This is a genomic window from Peribacillus sp. TE19612 (assembly GCF_056279465.1).
The window spans coordinates 141,648-159,289 of record NZ_JBWCCL010000012.1 but is presented as its reverse complement, the minus strand read 5'-3'; the positions used below and the strand labels follow the sequence as shown (position 1 = coordinate 159,289).

General features: G+C 42.4%; 12 protein-coding genes and 1 other annotated feature. Of the genes, 4 read left to right on the top strand and 8 right to left on the bottom strand.

All coding sequences use genetic code 11. The features are described 5' to 3' along the window. Positions 1–1,240: 1,240 nt before the first annotated feature. The 4 genes from ACZ9AO_RS20460 to ezrA all read right to left on the bottom strand — a co-directional run bounded on the left by ACZ9AO_RS20460 (position 1,241) and on the right by ezrA (position 5,799). Positions 1,241–1,447 (bottom strand): alpha/beta-type small acid-soluble spore protein, encoded by a 207-nt coding sequence (locus ACZ9AO_RS20460; protein WP_034309203.1) that lies wholly within the window; start codon positions 1,445–1,447, stop codon positions 1,241–1,243. Positions 1,448–1,529: 82 nt separating this feature from the next. Next, a complete protein-coding gene (gene thiI / locus ACZ9AO_RS20455) occupies positions 1,530–2,741 on the bottom strand; it encodes a tRNA uracil 4-sulfurtransferase ThiI (protein ID WP_034309205.1) in 1,212 nt (403 codons plus the stop codon). Continuing rightward, positions 2,738–3,886, bottom strand: coding sequence for a cysteine desulfurase family protein (locus ACZ9AO_RS20450; protein WP_476110108.1), 1,149 nt, complete (start codon positions 3,884–3,886; stop codon positions 2,738–2,740). The genes thiI and ACZ9AO_RS20450 overlap by 4 nt, the downstream gene beginning before the upstream one ends. 218 nt (positions 3,887–4,104) lie before the next feature. Continuing rightward, complete coding sequence (gene ezrA, locus ACZ9AO_RS20445) at positions 4,105–5,799, bottom strand: septation ring formation regulator EzrA (RefSeq protein WP_476110106.1); 1,695 nt, start codon at positions 5,797–5,799, stop codon at positions 4,105–4,107. Between the two features lie 167 nt (positions 5,800–5,966). Here ezrA and hisJ point away from each other — a divergent pair, with 167 nt between their 5' ends. Beyond that, entirely contained in the window at positions 5,967–6,770 is an 804-nt protein-coding gene (hisJ, locus tag ACZ9AO_RS20440; protein WP_336863453.1) for a histidinol-phosphatase HisJ, read from the top strand. A 14-nt stretch (positions 6,771–6,784) separates the two neighbouring features. On the opposite strand, the gene refZ is transcribed toward hisJ, so the two are convergent. Further along, positions 6,785–7,429, bottom strand: a complete 645-nt coding sequence (gene refZ / locus ACZ9AO_RS20435) for a forespore capture DNA-binding protein RefZ (protein ID WP_048682281.1) — start codon at positions 7,427–7,429, stop codon at positions 6,785–6,787. A gap of 154 nt (positions 7,430–7,583) precedes the next feature. On the opposite strand from refZ, the gene ACZ9AO_RS20430 reads away from it, so the two are divergent. Both ACZ9AO_RS20430 and rpsD read left to right on the top strand, forming a co-directional pair. Continuing rightward, on the top strand, positions 7,584–8,063 hold the full coding sequence (locus ACZ9AO_RS20430; RefSeq protein WP_034309218.1) for a GAF domain-containing protein: 480 nt from the start codon (positions 7,584–7,586) through the stop codon (positions 8,061–8,063). Between the two features lie 478 nt (positions 8,064–8,541). Beyond that, complete coding sequence (gene rpsD, locus ACZ9AO_RS20425; protein ID WP_034309220.1) at positions 8,542–9,144, top strand: 30S ribosomal protein S4; 603 nt, start codon at positions 8,542–8,544, stop codon at positions 9,142–9,144. Positions 9,145–9,496: 352 nt separating this feature from the next. Here rpsD and ACZ9AO_RS20420 read toward each other — a convergent pair whose 3' ends face one another. Next, positions 9,497–10,141, bottom strand: coding sequence for a hypothetical protein (locus ACZ9AO_RS20420; RefSeq protein ID WP_476110103.1), 645 nt, complete (start codon positions 10,139–10,141; stop codon positions 9,497–9,499). A 743-nt stretch (positions 10,142–10,884) separates the two neighbouring features. Beyond that, entirely contained in the window at positions 10,885–12,141 is a 1,257-nt protein-coding gene (gene tyrS / locus ACZ9AO_RS20415; RefSeq protein ID WP_034309231.1) for a tyrosine--tRNA ligase, read from the bottom strand. A 66-nt stretch (positions 12,142–12,207) separates the two neighbouring features. Beyond that, positions 12,208–12,424: a binding site (T-box leader), on the bottom strand. A 149-nt stretch (positions 12,425–12,573) separates the two neighbouring features. Between tyrS and ACZ9AO_RS20410 the strand changes: the two genes are divergently transcribed. Then, positions 12,574–15,618 carry a transglycosylase domain-containing protein gene (locus ACZ9AO_RS20410; protein WP_476110101.1) on the top strand — a complete coding sequence of 1,015 codons (3,045 nt, stop codon included), beginning with the start codon at positions 12,574–12,576 and terminating at the stop codon, positions 15,616–15,618. 130 nt (positions 15,619–15,748) lie between these two features. On the opposite strand, the gene acsA is transcribed toward ACZ9AO_RS20410, so the two are convergent. After that, on the bottom strand, positions 15,749–17,467 hold the full coding sequence (gene acsA, locus ACZ9AO_RS20405) for an acetate--CoA ligase (RefSeq protein ID WP_034309233.1): 1,719 nt from the start codon (positions 17,465–17,467) through the stop codon (positions 15,749–15,751). Positions 17,468–17,642 lie beyond the last annotated feature (175 nt).

Genomic DNA, 17,642 nt, shown 5'->3' with positions numbered 1-17,642 from the left:
CCAATTATGAACTCTTAGTACCTACTCATTATACAAGATACTTCTCTAAAATTTCTATTTATTTTTACAAATAAAAAAAGAGAGCGGGTGTAGGAATCCGCTCTCTTATAGTCTGTAGACAATTCCTAAAGTGAGTTTGCCTGCAGTTTTTCTTTTTAAAAATTCCGCTGATTTCTGAAACCCACGCCCTTTCCGCCGACTGTCTGCCAAGCCTCCTCGACGCAAGCGTCTGTGGGGTCTCGGCTAGCCAGTTATTCGGCAGGAGTGTCGCAAATCTCTTCAACCCTTTAAGGAATACTGAAAAAAACTATGAAGAGTAATCTAGTTTACCTTTAAAATTTTGGTTCGGGGCGAGAGCAATTCGGAACTCCTTTTGCCGAAAAATTGATGAAACCGCCAGATTAAAGACGAATTGGAGAAGAGGAGCCAGTTTCCCTACAATATTTCTTAAAAAAGAAGTTCCAGTGATTGGTACGTAAGGTACGAGACTCCTGCGGGAAAAGCGTGGCCAAGGGAGACACCGCAGACGAGCGCGAGGAGGCTCACGGACCGCCCGCGGAAAGCGAGTGCCTGGAGTGGAAAAATCATTACACATACCCACTTTCAGAAACCCGTTCCCTTTCCACTGACTGTCTGCCAAGCTCATCAAAGCAGCACCTGTGGGGTCTTTACTAACCAGTTATTCGGCGGGAGTGTCGCAAATTTCTTCATCCTTTAAGGAATACTGAAGGATAATCTTTTTTACTTTTAAAATTTTGGTTCGAGGCGAGAGCAATTCGGAACTCCTTTTGCCGGAAAATTGATGGAACTGCCCAACTGTAGACGAATTGGAGAAGGAGAGGCAGTTTCCCTACAATATTTCTTAAAAAAGAAGTTCCAGTGATTGGAACGTAAGGTACGAGACTCCTGCGGGAAAAGCGTGGCCAAGGGAGACCCCGCAGGCGAGCGCCGAGGAGGCTCACGGACCGCCCGCGGAAAGCGAGTGCCTGGAGTGGAAATCATTACACATACCCCCTTTCTGAAACCCGCTCCCTTTCCTCATCAAAGCATGCGCCTGTGGGGTCTCGGCTAGCAGGAATGTCGCACATTTCTTCATTCCAATAAGGTTTAAATTTAATAAAACAGTAAACAATTATGTAGTAAAACTAACGAATTTATTAAATCGGCGTCCAAGAATTCAGTCCGCAAACGTAAAGAGAGCGGGTGTTAAAACCCGCTCTCTGTAGCCATATTTATGAAATTATCTGTTGAAACCTCCGCCTAATTGTTGTTCAGCCATTTGAACAAGGCGTTTTGTGATTTCTCCACCAACTGAACCGTTAGCGCGAGATGTTGTGTCGGCACCAAGTTGTACGCCGAATTCTGTAGCGATTTCATATTTCATTTGTTGTAGAGCTTGTTCAACTCCAGGTACCAATAATTCGTTTGAGCTGTTGTTGTTTGCCATGTGTGTTTCACCTCCTTGTGATTATAGAGTGTGTTAAAACACATGGCTTCATTCGCACATTTTTATTGGTAATTAAAGGATATCAAAATAAGTCTTCCATCGCTTCTTCCTTATCGAAAGTCTGGCCCGGTTTAACCGTTAATATTTCTGTTTCGGAGACCGCTTTTTCGATCAAGGATTCAAAGTCGACGAAGCTTTCATAGTAATTGACTTTTTCACGTTTCGGTTTCGTTTTTGGGCTTGCCGGCGTAAAGACCGTACAGCAATCCTCGTAAGGCAGATTGGATATTTCAAAAGTATCGAGTTCTCTTGCTATTTTGATGATTTCTGTCTTATCCATGGTAATCAGCGGACGCAGGATCGGTGTATTCGTCACCTCATTGATGGCAAACATGCTGCTCATCGTCTGGCTCGCAACCTGTCCAAGGCTTTCACCGGTAATCAGTGCCATGGCTTCTTCCTTTTCACGGATTCGATCGGCGACCCGCATCATTAAACGACGGGTTGTAGTCATTGAGTAGTTTTCCGGGATTTGTTTTTGAATCAATAACTGGATTTCCGTAAATGGAACGATATGCACTTTCATGCTTCCATTTATTTCTGCCAGCTTACCTGCCAAATCAATGACCTTTTGACGTGAACGCTCGCTTGTGAACGGCGGGCTGTAAAAATGGATCGCCTCCACGTCCAATCCCCGTTTCATCGAAAGGAAGCCTGCAACAGGGCTATCAATCCCGCCTGAAAGCATCAGCATCGCCTTCCCGCTTGAACCGAATGGAAGACCGCCTGCACCCTGGATGATTTCACCTGTCAAATACACGGCTTCGCGTCTCACTTCCACTAGCAGGTTCAAATCAGGGTTCTTTACATCGACTTTTAAATCTTCTGTATTTCGGAGCAAATGCCCGCCGATTGCCCTGTTAATTTCATCGGTATTATATGGAAAATCCTTATCGGCGCGTTTTGTCGTGATTTTGAACGTGTTTACCTCTTCAAGGGTATGATTAAGGTAATACAAGGCTGCCGTTTTCATCACTTCCAGATCACGCTCTATTTTTATTGCAGGGCTTAATGACTGTATTCCAAAAATGCCTTTTAATCGGTCAATGACCGGCACATGGTCAGCACCGTTCAGGAGAACGTACATCCGCTCCCGGTTGGCTGTCAGCACTACGCCTTCTATATCTTTTAAACTCCAGCGGATATGTGCCTTCATTTTGTCTACAAAGCCTTTACGGTTTCTTTTTTTAGTGGAGATTTCTCCATAACGGATAATTATATGATCAAATTTCATTTAGCAACCCTCATTATTTTTTCTAAATTAGCGACTATTTTCTGTATCGCCGCCAGAACTTGCTTTGCTTCTTCCATTTCATTGCCATAGGTAGTGCTGATACGGATGACGCTTTCGGAACGAGCCGAATGATGGAACATCGCGTCCACCGTTTTGCTTACCGTCCTTTTTTTCGAAGAACAGGCACTAGTCGTCGAAACATATATTCCTTCCGATTCAAGTGCATGCAGCAATACCTCGGATTTAAGTCCCGGAACGGAAAAATTCACAATATGGGGTGCACCCTCTTCGGGACTGTTAACCAACACCCCGTCCATTTCCTTCAAACCTTTATATAAATAAGTTTTGATTTGCTGAAGCTTATCATGATACAGCAATTGATTGTTCATACTAATACGCAAAGCCTTCGAAAGGGCGACGATTCCCGCAACATTTTCGGTGCCGCTCCTGATTTTCGTTTCCTGATTGCCACCATGGAAAAGCGGATCGACCCGAACGCCTTCACGAACATATAGGATGCCCGTCCCCTTCAAACCGTGAACCTTGTGGCCGGAAATTGTACATAAATCCACATTTGCTTCACGCAATGATAACGAAACCTTGCCTGTTCCCTGTACATTATCAACATGAAAGAGCACGTTTGGGTATTGTTCTAACAATTTGCCCACTTCAGCAATCGGCTGTATCGAGCCAACTTCATTATTAACATGCATGACGGAAACCAAAATGGTATCTTCCCTCAATGCATCCTTAAGATCGGTTACATCAATTTGTCCAAATTCGTTAACGGGAAGATATGTGATCTCATATCCCATTCTCGTCAATGATTGGCATGCATCTTCTACAGAAGGATGTTCAATCGCTGTCGTGATTATGTGTTTGCCGCGATTTCCCTGAGAGTGGGCGGCCCCTTTAATGGCAAGATTATTTCCTTCCGTTCCCCCGGAAGTGAAATATATTTCCGAACTCTTCACCTTTAATAAATCAGCAATCTGCTTTCTGGCAGCGGAAAGCAGTTTTTCGGATTGCACCCCAAGTCCATGAAGCGAAGAGGGGTTCCCGAAATAGTCCGAAGTAACCTTCATGAATGATTCGATTACTTCGGGATACGGTTTTGTTGTTGCACTATTGTCAAAATAAATCATGGGTTCACCTTCCATGTTTTTATATCTATGATGGTCACTCTTCTAAATATAAGTTTCAATGTTGCTGTTGCAACTTCTAATATTAACATAATTGAATTTGAAAGAGAATGTAAAACACTGGTCTAAGAATGCTAGGATACTTGCTTCTTTTTATTCCCGAGAAGGATTTAACTTCCCACCTAAGCTATAAAAAGAAAAAAACCCGCCATGGCGGGTTTTCAGGAAAGGACTTCTTCTATGTTCGCCCCGATTTTTCGTAAACTGCCTGGGTCGACCTTTTCTATGGCAGTGGCTGCCGTTTCCAATGCGGCTTGATATTCATAGCTTCGGAATTTCGCTTCGGCTTCCCTTAGGCTCTCGGCTACCATATCGTGGCTGCTTCGATAACGATTTCCGAATTGGATCACCTTTTCGGCCAAATACATATGCTCGATCAATTCTTGGGCTTTTTCGTGGACCTTATCCACCTGTTGAACCGCTTTTTCCAAATAAATATAAACAGCGGCCATCTCAAGCGGCTTTTCTTCAAGTTTCCCCTGAACGTCATCCATGCTTTCTTTTGCATCCTGAAGCACCACTTTATACTCTTCTGGAAGACCTGGAATATTGCTTTTTGAAATTAAACGTCCAGTATCGACCATTTTGCGCTTCAATTCTGCCAGTGAATCCCTGGCGTCCATTTCATCTTTTCGTAAAGCCTGTAATTTAACGGTAAAGTCTTTCTGATTTTCCTGTAATTCCTTCAACTGTACTACAAGCCCCTGCATCTCTTCGCTGATAAGCGAGCTTGCCATCACATTATCCTCCATTTTCAAGACGAGCAATTGATGGCGTTTTGAAATCTGGGCAATCTGCTTTTCCATTTTCCGTTGGGCATCGAGCTCATTTTCCGTCAGATGATACGTGTGTTGAACATGTATGGTTTCAACTTTAAGTTTATCGTTTTCATATTCAAGGTCACTAATCGTTTTCCTGAGAATTTCATCATTTTTCAAGATATACTGTTTTGAAAGTACTTCTTTTTCCAAAAGGTCATAAAGAACCTCGATGCTTTCGCGCATTTCTTTAATGCCTTTTTCCACTGCTTCCGTTTCGGCATTTTCCAATTGTGTTTTATATAGATCCAGTTCTTCCTCAAGCCGTGATATCTCCTGCTCGAATTGAATATGGCTCAACAGGTACCCCTGTCCTGACATCTCCTCATAACCTTCCTTCAATTCATTAAGCTGGGAATGCAGCTCGGATTGGCTATCAATCAATAATTTTGGGAGCATTTCCATTTTAACTGACAGAACCGCCAATTTGTCCTTAATGGTGAGAACAAGCTCCCTCGCATTCAAATAATTGCCGTTCACGGTCTCTTCTTCATATTTTTGAAGGATCTGCAACACTTCATCCAAGGAGCTTTCCAGCTTATCAGCCGCTTTCCCATAATTATGCCTGTGTGCAAGCAGGGATTTCTTCAATTGACGGTAGGATTCTTTGATATCCTCAATTTCCAATCGATTCTTTTCCTCACTGCCTACGAGTTCATTCAGTTCGTATAGGATCTTTTTGATCATTTCCTCTATTTCATTCAGCTTGACTGTAATTTTGCGCTGTATCTCTTTTGATCGGCTGAAACGGTATTTATCGACGGATTCCTCGGCATCGAATAAAAGCTCTTCGACTTCGGGCATATGATCCGTAATGATAGCGTCCCATTCAATGCGCCAGTTTTCGAACATTTCCTCTGTTTCACCTGTCATGTTCAATTGTTTGACTTTAGAAAGCTCTTCCAGCACGGGGCGGTGCGTGATGCTAATTTTCCAGGATTCCAGTCGATCGATTTCTTTAAAATATCTCTTTTTGAAAAAATAACCCCAAATGATGAAAATCAAAATTAATACAATTACCCCAATTATGTAATCCATGGTAAGCCCCCTGTTCTAGTCCTTACAGTCTTGCTATTTATATATGAATTGTAAAAATGTTAAATTTAATGCTTTTATGATACCATGTTAGCAATAATTTTTGACGAGAAAAATGATTTTTTTGTAGAAAATTGCTACAAATACCTGTTTTTTGGGAGGGAAGGACCATGAAAGCTGACGGTCATGTGCACACTCCGTTTTGCCCTCACGGCTCTACGGATAAATTCGATGAATATATTACGCGGGGAATCGAGCTAGGATTAAAGGAAATCACATTTACGGAACATGCTCCATTGCCACGAAATTTTCAAGATCCTACGCCTGAAAAAGACAGCGGGATGGACGCTGCCCTGCTCCTGGATTACTTTCAAGAGCTCCGCGTACTGAAAGAACGCCATAAAGACAAAATCCTGATCAAAACAGGTCTGGAGGTTGACTTTATAGAGGGGTATGAAAAAGAAACAAAAGAATTCCTCGACGAAATCGGAGAATTCCTTGATGATAGTATACTTTCCGTTCACTTCATCAAGCATCAAAACAGCTGGCATTGCATCGATTTCAGCGAAAATGGGTTCGCTGAGATTGCCAATGAACTAGGTTCAGTGGAATCGGTTTATGCCAAATATTACGATACACTGGAAAAATCAATAGAAACTGATTTAGGCATTTATAAACCAAAACGGATCGGGCACATTACGCTTGTCCATAAATTCCAGCATCGATATCCGCCGGCATCAAGTTTTGACGAGCGGGTTTACAAGGTTCTCGAAATGATCAAGGATCAAAGGTATGAACTGGATTATAATGGAGCTGGGCTTGTAAAGCCGCTATGCGGTGAACCCTACCCTCCTGAACGATTTGCAAAGCGTGCTTTAGAACTCGGCATTCCGCTCATTTACGGTTCCGATGCCCATCAGGCTAAAGATTTGGGTCAGGGCCATCAGGCACTGATTGAAGGGTATAAAGGGTAACTCATGTTTATACTTCAGCCCCGGCCGGCTAACAGCGGCTGCAGGTCTTCGGCAATGAAAAGGGTGTCTTGCAGAAAACGCCCGACTTCATTGGCATAAATATTCGTGTAATACGCTTCCTGCGGGAATACATGAAGCACATCCATCGCATAATGGGTATGCAGGACAGGGGCCGTCAATAATCCCTTCAACTGCAGCATATACATGGGAACGGAGACCTGCTGGAAACTCCTGCTCTTGATTCCTTGTTCCAATATATATTGAAAATAAGACTTTTCCTTTGTAAAATAAGTCGAATGAATTTCACGGTTTAAATTGGAATCGAGTGAAGATTCCCCATATATGAACCGTGCAGCAAGGAAGTTTTCCCTCTGGAAAGCCAGGATATCCTTTACAAGGTTCATCAAGCATTGCTGCGGGCCTTTAAGTTCAAGCAGCGTCATGTTCGTCTCAAGGACCAGGATATATTCTTCTAAATAGGAAGTGAAACAGAATTCCAGCAACCCCTGCTTATTCTTGAAATAGTAGGCAATATTGGCAGCGTTCACTTTCGCTTTATTCGCAATATCCCGTATGGATGTAGCATGATAGCCTTTTAAATGAAATAAATGCAATGCAGCATCCACAATGGCTTGTTTCGTTGGCGTCTGGCGATTCATTCAGGCAATCCCTCGCTTTCTTTGAGACAAGTCTTATGGACTACTTCTTCACGAAAGAGCCTGAATCCTTTAGTAAGTTCTCGACAATTTCCCAACAATGGAGCATCATGATTAGAAAGTGCTGTAAAAATATGAGGAAGACAGGTGAACGCTTTTGTTTAATGTCGAAATGTATCAAGGAAAAAAAGAAAAAAACTATGAACTGGTCCAAAAACAACTACTCGCCTTAATCGAAGATGAAACGAACAGGATAGCCAATTTAAGCAATGCGGCAGCTTTACTTAATCAGTTTCTCGATGAGATTAACTGGGTTGGCTTTTATTTATATGAAGAAGACCAATTAATACTAGGACCCTTCCAGGGGCTTCCGGCCTGTGTCCGCATTCCAATGGGCAAGGGCGTATGCGGGACTTCAGCGGCAACTGAAAAAACCCTGCGCATTGAGGATGTCCACCAATTCCCTGGACATATCGCCTGCGATGCAGCATCAAGATCTGAAATTGTCATCCCGCTCATGAAGGATGGCAAATTGCTTGGTGTCCTCGATATCGACAGCCCGATAACGGACCGTTTTGACGAAATGGATCAGCAAGGACTGGAGAAGTTCGCTGAAATCCTTTCCAATCATCTATAAAAGTTAAAGGGAGCGGCAACCCATGCCTGCTCTCTTTTCCATTTCAGTACCCAGGTACAAACCCTTTCCTGAAACCTTCTCAATATATAACTTCTCACCGGCCCTTTTGACATTTCACTTTTAAATGATGCAAAGGAAACCCGTGGCAAGGGCTCCCAAGTAATCCCGGAAACCATCCATAATTGTTGTATTCATTATCTCATGATAAAATTGTATTTTTCCTGCCGCCATTCTCTATTCTATAATTATCACAACTGTCCTTGACTCATTGAGCAGAATATTATACAATACTCTTTGTGTAAAATATTGCAGCCTATGTGATAGCCTTTATGTTCTCATTTTGTTCCTCAATCCAGAGGTGTATCTCGTAACCCTCTGCTGCTAGGGCGAAGGTACATGAAAACAAAATGGTCATGATCGTACATTCACACGGTTTTTATTTTACCAAAATAAAAACATTTAAAGGAGGAGTCATCCTATGGCTCGTTATACTGGCCCAAGCTGGAAACTATCCCGTCGTTTAGGAATTTCCCTAACAGGTACTGGTAAAGAATTAGAAAAACGCCCTTATGCTCCAGGACAACATGGTCCTAACCAACGTAGAAAAATTTCTGAATACGGAATGCAACTACAAGAGAAACAAAAACTTCGTCACATGTACGGAATCACTGAGCGTCAATTCCGCACAATGTTCGACCGCGCTGGCAAACTTAAAGGTGTACATGGTGAAAACTTCATGATTCTTCTTGAATCACGTCTTGACAACCTAGTTTACCGTCTTGGTTTAGCTCGTACACGTCGTCAAGCACGTCAACTTGTTAACCACGGTCACATCACTGTAGACGGAAGCCGCGTAGACATTCCATCTTACAAAGTGTCTCTTGGACAAACAATCTCAGTTCGTGAAAAATCACGCAACTTCTCAATCATCAAAGAATCAGTTGAAGCAACTAACTTCGTTCCTGATTTCCTTACTTTCGATGCTGAGAAATTAGAAGGTACTTTCACTCGTTTACCAGAACGTTCTGAATTGCCTGCTGAAATTAACGAAGCTCTTATCGTTGAGTTCTACTCTCGTTAATAAAAACGCTTTGTTAACAGCAATTAAAAAAACCCTAAAAACATTGATACATCAGTGTTTCTGGGGTTTTTTCTTTTTCTCCTAATTTTAGAATGGTGTATGATAACCTGTTTAATTAGGGGAGGTTTAGTTATTTTTACGTTCTCTTGAAATAGATATCAGAGAAGAATACTTTATAAAGTAGCATAATAAGTAAAAATATAGCGAAAGCCAAGACACCACCACATTACTTAAATTATAAATGCAGGAGAAATACAGTAACGAAATAGGCTAAGACAATTATTGTAGATACTTTATTCATTTAAAATAGATACTGTATTTGTTCTCCAATGAATTATTAACTGATGATTTCTTATTTATATTTAACTTTTATATAGGGAGCACCAACCCCGTATGCAGTATTTGAATAATACGTATTTATAACCTTTCCAGTCGGACTTTTTACTATGTGTTTAAATCTCTTGAAAGTAATGTCTGACCAAACAGCTAATCTACTGTATTTTTTTGAATTAGCTGGGATTGTTGTAGAAACTGAGGTATTATGAGCTACGCTAACACCCACATTAAATCCATCATAACTATATGAACCAGAAATGGTATATGATTTCCCACGAGAAATAGTATAACTGCTAGCTTTAGCCCAAGCGTTTGTAAGTGGGTGGTAGTTTACCCATTTTTCTTTTGCTGTATTAGTAGTAATGGTTGTTGTTGTAGTTTTATTACACGTTGCGCATATAGGAACAATTTTTATAATTTGGCTATCTAAATAAGCATTATAGTCTTCTACTGTATCAAAAAATACTAAGGTTCCATCGTCTTTTGTTAAACTGTAAGGAGCATCAACTGTTAATTCCACATTAGCTCCTTCAATTTCTACAATGGAATCGTCTCCACCTTCTGCTGAGGCCCTTGATAAATTCAGAGATCCTATTAATAGAATAAACAGGCTGAAAAGACTAAGAAGTTGAATGTAAAACTTTTGGTTATTAATTCTCATTTTTTACCCCTCCGTTTTTTCTAAATTTTCTGATAATTACAGTATACACTTTTTAGTATATAATACAAATTAACCAAAGAGAGGTGATATTATGAAATTAATAGCCGGAACTATATCATTATCTGTTTCTTTTATCCTATTTATTTATTTGTATGGCTTAAAAGTAGATCACTCTATTAAATACAACGGAAGCTTTTATACGTTTCCAGCAATACTATTAGTGATAGCCATGTTTTGTTTTGTATCAATTATGAGGAAAAACAACAAAGACTAAACCAAATAAATGTTGATTAGCTAAAAATCCTGACTCAAATTCGAGTAGACGTGATGGAGATTCCAGAAAATCATTATAATCCGTTACAGCATACCATTCAATGAAAGTAATTCTTACCTCCTTCTTATCTGCAGAAATCTCTTGCCTATTGGAGCTTAGACAAAGCTGTTTCGGTACCTTTTCAAAGATAGAATCAAGTGTTCCAGGGTTAAACCCTTCCATGTAAAGTGTTGGTGCTATCCATGTAAGATTGGCTTTTGCACCCTTTAAATCGTGACTACTGCAGATTTAGACTTAGGTTTCCATTCTCCTCCCCCCATTAAAATCATAGCTTATCCTCCCGACGGTTGCAGGTAAAGCGCCTCTAGGGGAGCCCGCGGAAAGCAAGTGCCCACGTTCCAATCAATGTTTTTTCAAAAAAATTATTGCAGAACAAAGCCCGGCTGGGATTCAGCCGGGCTTTGGACAATCATTTCACTAATGTGTATTTCTTCTTGCCGCGACGAACGAGGATGAACTCCCCTTCAATCTTGGCAGCTTCCGTCACTACATATTGCAGATCGGTCACTTTCTCCCCATTTATGGAGATTGCCCCGTTCTGTATATCTTCACGGGCTTGACGCTTTGATGGCGAAATTTTCGCTTCAACGATTAAATCGACCAAACCGATATCTTCCTTGCTTTCACGTTCGAAGCTAGGGACATCTTTAAAGCCCAATTTGATTTCCGCTGCACTTAAATTCTTCACCTCACCGCTGAATAGGGCGGCAGAGATTTTGATCGCTTGGTCAAGAGCTTCCTGACCATGAATCAAACGGGTCATTTCTTCCCCTAAAGCTTTTTGCGCTTTACGCAAATGCGGTTCGTTTTGTACGGATTGCTCTAACTCTTCAATCACCTCACGAGATAGGAATGTGAAGAATTTCAGGTATTTCACGACATCTGCATCTGCCGTATTGATCCAGAATTGGTAAAATTCATACGGAGTCGTTTTTTCCGGGTCAAGCCAAATCGCTCCGCCTTCCGTTTTACCGAATTTCGTTCCATCCGCTTTCGTTACGAGCGGAATCGTCATACCGAATGCTTTGGCATTCTCATCATTGGATTTCCTGATCATTTCAAGGCCGGTCGTAATATTGCCCCATTGATCACTGCCGCCTATTTGCAATTTACAGTCGTAATTGCTGTATAAATGACCGAAATCAATTCCTTGTAAAATCGTGTACGCAAATTCAGTGAAGGAAATTCCCGTATCCAAGCGGGAAGCAACCGTATCTTTTGCCAGCATGTAGTTAATGCCGATGTATTTCCCGTAATCACGCAAGAACGTAACCATATCGATTTTGCCTATCCAGTCATAGTTATTGACCATGACCGCACCATTTTCACCGTCGAATTCAAAGATGTGGGATAGCTGCCCTTTTATGCAGTCTGCATTATAAAGCACTTTTTCCAGCGTTTGCAGCTGACGTTCCTCTTTTTTACCGCTTGGATCACCGATGAGTCCTGTCGCACCGCCTACCAGCACAAGGGGACGATGACCGTGCTGCTGGAAACGGCGCAATGTCAAGAATGGCAATAGATGACCGATGTGCATGCTATCCGCAGTTGGATCAACACCACAGTATAAAGAAATTTTCTCTTTTTCCAAAAGGTTCTTAAAACCTTCTTCATCCGTTTGTTGATAAATAATTCCTCTCCACTCGAGGTCTTTAAGCAATTCCATTAAATATTCCTCCTCCATCTTAGAAAAAACCCGCAAAAAGCACACAAAAACGCCCCTTCATAAATATGAAGGGACGAATGAATTCGCGGTACCACCCAACTTGAGGACATAATATGCCCTCCGCTCAAGACGAATAACGGTCGTCAGCCGTTTCCTGCTACTAATCATTTCACAGCAAATGCTCCAGGAAGTAATTCATCATACCATTTGTACCGATTTCCACTAACCACCGGCTCTCTGAAACAGGGATAGTCTGACTACTGGGTCCTATCATCGCGATCATTTAATCATTTTATTGTTGTTAATAAACTTTTATCATACATAAGAATCCTTGTCAACATCACCCTTACAGATTATAGAAAAATAAGAAAGATGCCCTTTCCCCTACCTGTTATATGCTATAATATATGTGATTTCAGGGGGTATGATACGATGAATAATAATCAAAAAGATAGATTTCAAACAGTCTGGAAGCAGCTGACCCGTTTTTTCCAAAGTGAAAAAACACATAAGAACGCGCGGGTTACATACCAAGTCATTTGGAATTTAACACTGATCCTCATTATTGTCGGGATCCTAGGATTCTCATTCGCCGGCGGCGTCGGAGCCGGCTATTTCGCTGCCCTCGTCAATGATGAGCCAGTACGCTCAAAAGAAGATTTGAAAAAAGACATTTACAATTATGAAGAGACCTCTGAAGTATACTTTGCAGATGAAGTATACTTGGGCAAGCTTAAGAGTGACCTTGAGCGTGAGGAAGTGTCCATCGATAAAGTTTCCGAGCATCTTAAAAATGCAGTCATCGCTACAGAAGATGAGTATTTTTATGAGCATGACGGGGTTGTCCCGAAAGCCATCCTGCGTGCGATTTACCAGGAATTTTCGAATGCAACCGTCCAATCGGGAGGAAGTACATTAACACAGCAGCTCATTAAAAACCAAGTCCTGACCAACGAAGTATCGTTTGAACGGAAAGCAAAAGAAATTCTTCTTGCACTCCGGGTCGAAAAGTTCTTTGAAAAAGAAGAAATTTTGGAAACGTACTTAAACGTCTCCACTTTGGGACGAAACTCTTCAGGCCGTAACATCGCCGGGGTCGAGTCCGCCGCTGAAGGTATTTTTGGCGTGGAGGCCAAAGATCTGACACTGCCCCAATCAGCCTTTATCGCTGGATTGCCGCAAAGCCCTTTCGGATATACACCATATACCCAGAAAGGAAAATTGAAGGAAAATCAAGAGCCCGGCATCAACCGGATGAAAACCGTTTTAAAGCGGATGTATAGTAACGGGTACATAACAAAAGCAGAATATGATAAAGCAAACGCATACGACATTACAAAAGACTTTATCGGTAAAACGGAGATGCCATCCGAGAAATATCCATGGCTCACCTATGAAATCGAAAAACGCTCCATCGAAATCCTCTCTGTCAGTCTGGCAAAAGAAGATGGATATGAAGAGAAAGATTTAAAGAATGATGATTTAAAAGCTCAATATCTAGCACTTGCCGACCGTAAGCTGCGGCAAAATGGCTATAAGGTTTATACGACCGTCAACAAAAAGATTTATGACAAGATGCAGGAAGTAACGAAAAACTATCCGAATTTCGGGTACGATAAACTGGCGCAAGTCCCCGACCCGGATACGAAGGAAATGAAGACCGTGAGCCAGCCTGTAGAGGCCGGAGCAATTCTTATCGAGAATAAAACAGGGAAAATCATCAGTTTCGTAGGCGGCCGCGATTTCAAGCGGGAACAGACGAACCACGCCACTGCATCATTGCGCTCGAACGGATCAACGATGAAGCCGCTGGTGATATATGGTCCAGGCATCGAGCTAGGCAAGATCTCGCCTGGCAGCGTATCGGCCAACGTGCCGATCTCCATTCCAACAGGCGGCAAACCGTGGAGTCCAGGAAACTATGGCGGCGGCAGCTATACGGGAGTATCGACTGCCCGCGAGGCCCTGAAGAATTCCTATAACATCCCGGCAGCGCTCTTTTACAAGAAAATAATCAACCTGAGCCCCGCTTCGTATTTGGAAAAAATGGGCTTCTCCACCGTGACGAAAGGGGATTACTCCAATCTTGCCGTGTCATTAGGTGCGATGGAAAAAGGTGTAACCGTTGAAGAAAACGTCAATGCATATGGCACTTTTGCCAATTCAGGAGAATTCATCGATGCTTATATGATCGATAAAATCGTTTCGAAAGATGGTAAAGTCATCTATCAGCATAAAGTGAAACCAGTGGATGTTTTCTCTCCGCAAGCCGCTTACCTGACGCTTGATATGATGCGTGATGTCGTAAACAGCGGGACGGCGGCCTCGGTCAGGAACCGCCTTGCTTTCTCAAGTGATTGGGCAGGTAAAACCGGTACTTCACAAAACTATTGGGATGCCTGGTTTGTAGCCAGCAACCCGAATGTATCGTTCGGGACATGGCTCGGTTATGACAAGCCGAAATCCTTGCAAGGGACTTATAATGGTCTTGAATATAATAAACGTAATATGTATTATTGGGCAGATTTGATCAATGCCGCATATAAAGTCGACCCTAAACTCATCGACCCCGATAAGCGATTTGAAAGGCCGGGCGGAATTGTCAGCCGTTCCTTCTGTGGCGTTTCAGGACTGCTGCCTTCAAGCTCATGCCAAAAGGCCGGGCTTGTCAAATCGGATTTATTCATCGCGAAATATGCTCCATCCAGGGCGGATGATAGTTTCATAGATGGACAATATGTATCAGTCGGCAGCAAACGCTACGCAGCCCTTCCGCAAACGCCTGGTGAATTCACAAGCGGCGGGTTCATGTTGAATCCCGATTCCTTTGCAGATATCGGATTGAAATATGTCGTTGACCCGGGATCTGTGATTCCCGGAGCCGAAAAATCAGGAAATGTCGTCGGGGCGACAGCGAAATTGAATGATAATGGCAAAACACCAGATCCCCTATCCATAACGATCAGCAACGATAAGATTACATGGGGCTTGCATCATGAAGGAGATGTCGTCGGTTATCGTGTCTATAAAGACGGCAAAAAAGTGGCGAGCATCAATGCTGGGGAGAATCTTGTTTACAAAGTCGGCTCTGGCGGATCTTATTACGTAACGGCCGTCGACATTGTCGGTAAAGAATCAGCCCCTTCCCAACATGTTGAAAGCGGCGCTAAAAAGACAAGTTCCAAAGAAGACTCCACGAAAAATAAAGATGATCGCGAAAAAGATAAAATAGTTAACGAAGTTAAAAAGACAGACTCAAAAGAAGAGAACGGTCCAGATAAAAATACAGATAAACAACCGGAAAGAGATATACAACCAGAAAAAGAAACGGAAACCGATAAAGAAAAAGAGCCAGTTCAAGACAAAGATCAAAACAAAGAGAATACAGATAAAGAAATTCAAGAGACCGACAAAGATCAAGGCACAGTCAATGATCAAGAGCAAGAAACGGATAAAGCGGAAGAAGAGGAAGAATGACACTCTTGAACTAAAACAGGCTGTCGGGTAACCCCCGACAGCCTGTTTCCTTATAATCTCCCAAAAAGGCATCCATGAAAGTGACAATGGATGCCTTTTTCATTTTCAATAATCCGTATGACTCAGTTTCTCAATCCTCCATCGATGATAAATCACCGGTTGGCAAATCAAGTTCCCAAGCTTTCAAGACACGGCGCATGATTTTACCGCTTCTTGTTTTAGGAAGTTTATCCCTGAATTCAATTTCACGAGGTGCTGCATGCGCTGCTAGACCATGTTTTACAAATGTACGAATATCCTCAATCAACTCATCGTTCGCATCGTATCCGTCACGAAGGGCGATAAACGCTTTGATAATTTCCCCCCGAACCGGATCCGGCTTACCGATGACTCCCGCTTCAGCTACAGCTGGATGCTCGACCAACTTGCTTTCCACTTCGAAAGGTCCGACCCTCTCCCCTGCCGTCATGATGACATCATCAACACGGCCTTGGAACCAGAAATATCCATCTTCATCCATATATGCGGAATCTCCGGAAACATACCAATCACCTGGCATAAAGTAAGATTCATATTTCGCTTCATTCTTCCAGACGGTCTTCATCATCGAAGGCCAGCCTTTCTTGATGGCAAGGTTCCCCATTCTATGCGGCGGAAGCTCGTTGCCTTGATCATCCACTATTGCCGCTTTCACGCCAGGAATCGGTTTACCCATCGAACCTGGTTTGATTTCCAGGCAAGGATAATTGCAGATGACCTGAGCCCCGGTCTCAGTCATCCACCATGTATCATGGATCCGGTGATTAAATACCTTCATTCCCCAGCGCACCACTTCCGGATTCAACGGTTCACCGACACTTAAAATATGGCGAAGAGTGCTTAAATCGAACCGCTTAACGATCTCGTCACCCGCGCCCATCAGCATCCTGAAGGCAGTCGGTGCACTATACCATACCGTGACACCAAAGTCCTCCAAGGTCTTGTACCAGGATTCAGGCTTGAAACGCCCGCCAACAATGACATTCGAGGTCCCTGTCAGCCAAGGTCCAAAAATCCCGTAAGACGTCCCTGTCACCCAACCAGGGTCCGCTGTGCACCAGTACACATCCTCATCCTGCAAATCAAGGACCCATCTTGCCGTTTGATAATGCTGGATCATCGCATTATGAACATGAAGCACCCCTTTTGGTTTTCCTGTCGAACCGGAGGTATAGTGAAGAATCAGACCGTCATTCCGATCGACCCATTCAATGTCGAATTTTTTGTCGGCTTCTTTTAATTTCTTATTGAAGTGATGGTACTTTCCTTCTTCTTTTATATTTTCCCCCACCAAGAAAATATGCTTTAAATGGGGCAATTCATCCACTGGCACGCGCGGCAAAAGTTCAGGTGTCGTCACAATCACACTTGCCTCACTATCTTCAAGACGATCCCTTATGGCACCTTCCATGAAGGCTTCGAACAACGGCCCTACGACCGCTCCCGTTTTAATCGCACCCAACAATGCAAAATACAGCTCCGGGGAGCGAGGCATGAAGATGAAAACACGATCACCTTTTTCCACATTGGCAATGTTCTTGAATACATTGGCCGCTTGGTTCGTATAATCTTTCATTTCCTTGAATGTATACTTTTCATTTCTTTTATCGTCTTTGTAATAAAGGGCCACTTTATTCTTTTTGTATGTTTCGACATGGCGGTCAATGGCTTCATACGCAAGATTCACTTTACCGGTTTCAGACCAGGAGAATTCCTTTTCCGTCTCAGACCAGTCAAACTTATTGTATTTTTCATCATAATTCTTTAAATTAAAATTACCTTCCACTACTGGTAACGCTTTCACATTCATACGACAAACTCCCCCTTCATTCGGCTCTATATTTTTATTATAGTATAAGAATCGAATTATCTCAATTTTTAAAATATTAATCGCTTCCATATTAGGGAAATCCCTTCTTGGTGAATGTTGAAAGATACTGGTATATGGTTATGGTCAAGGTGGATCCATATGATAGCCGGGGAAG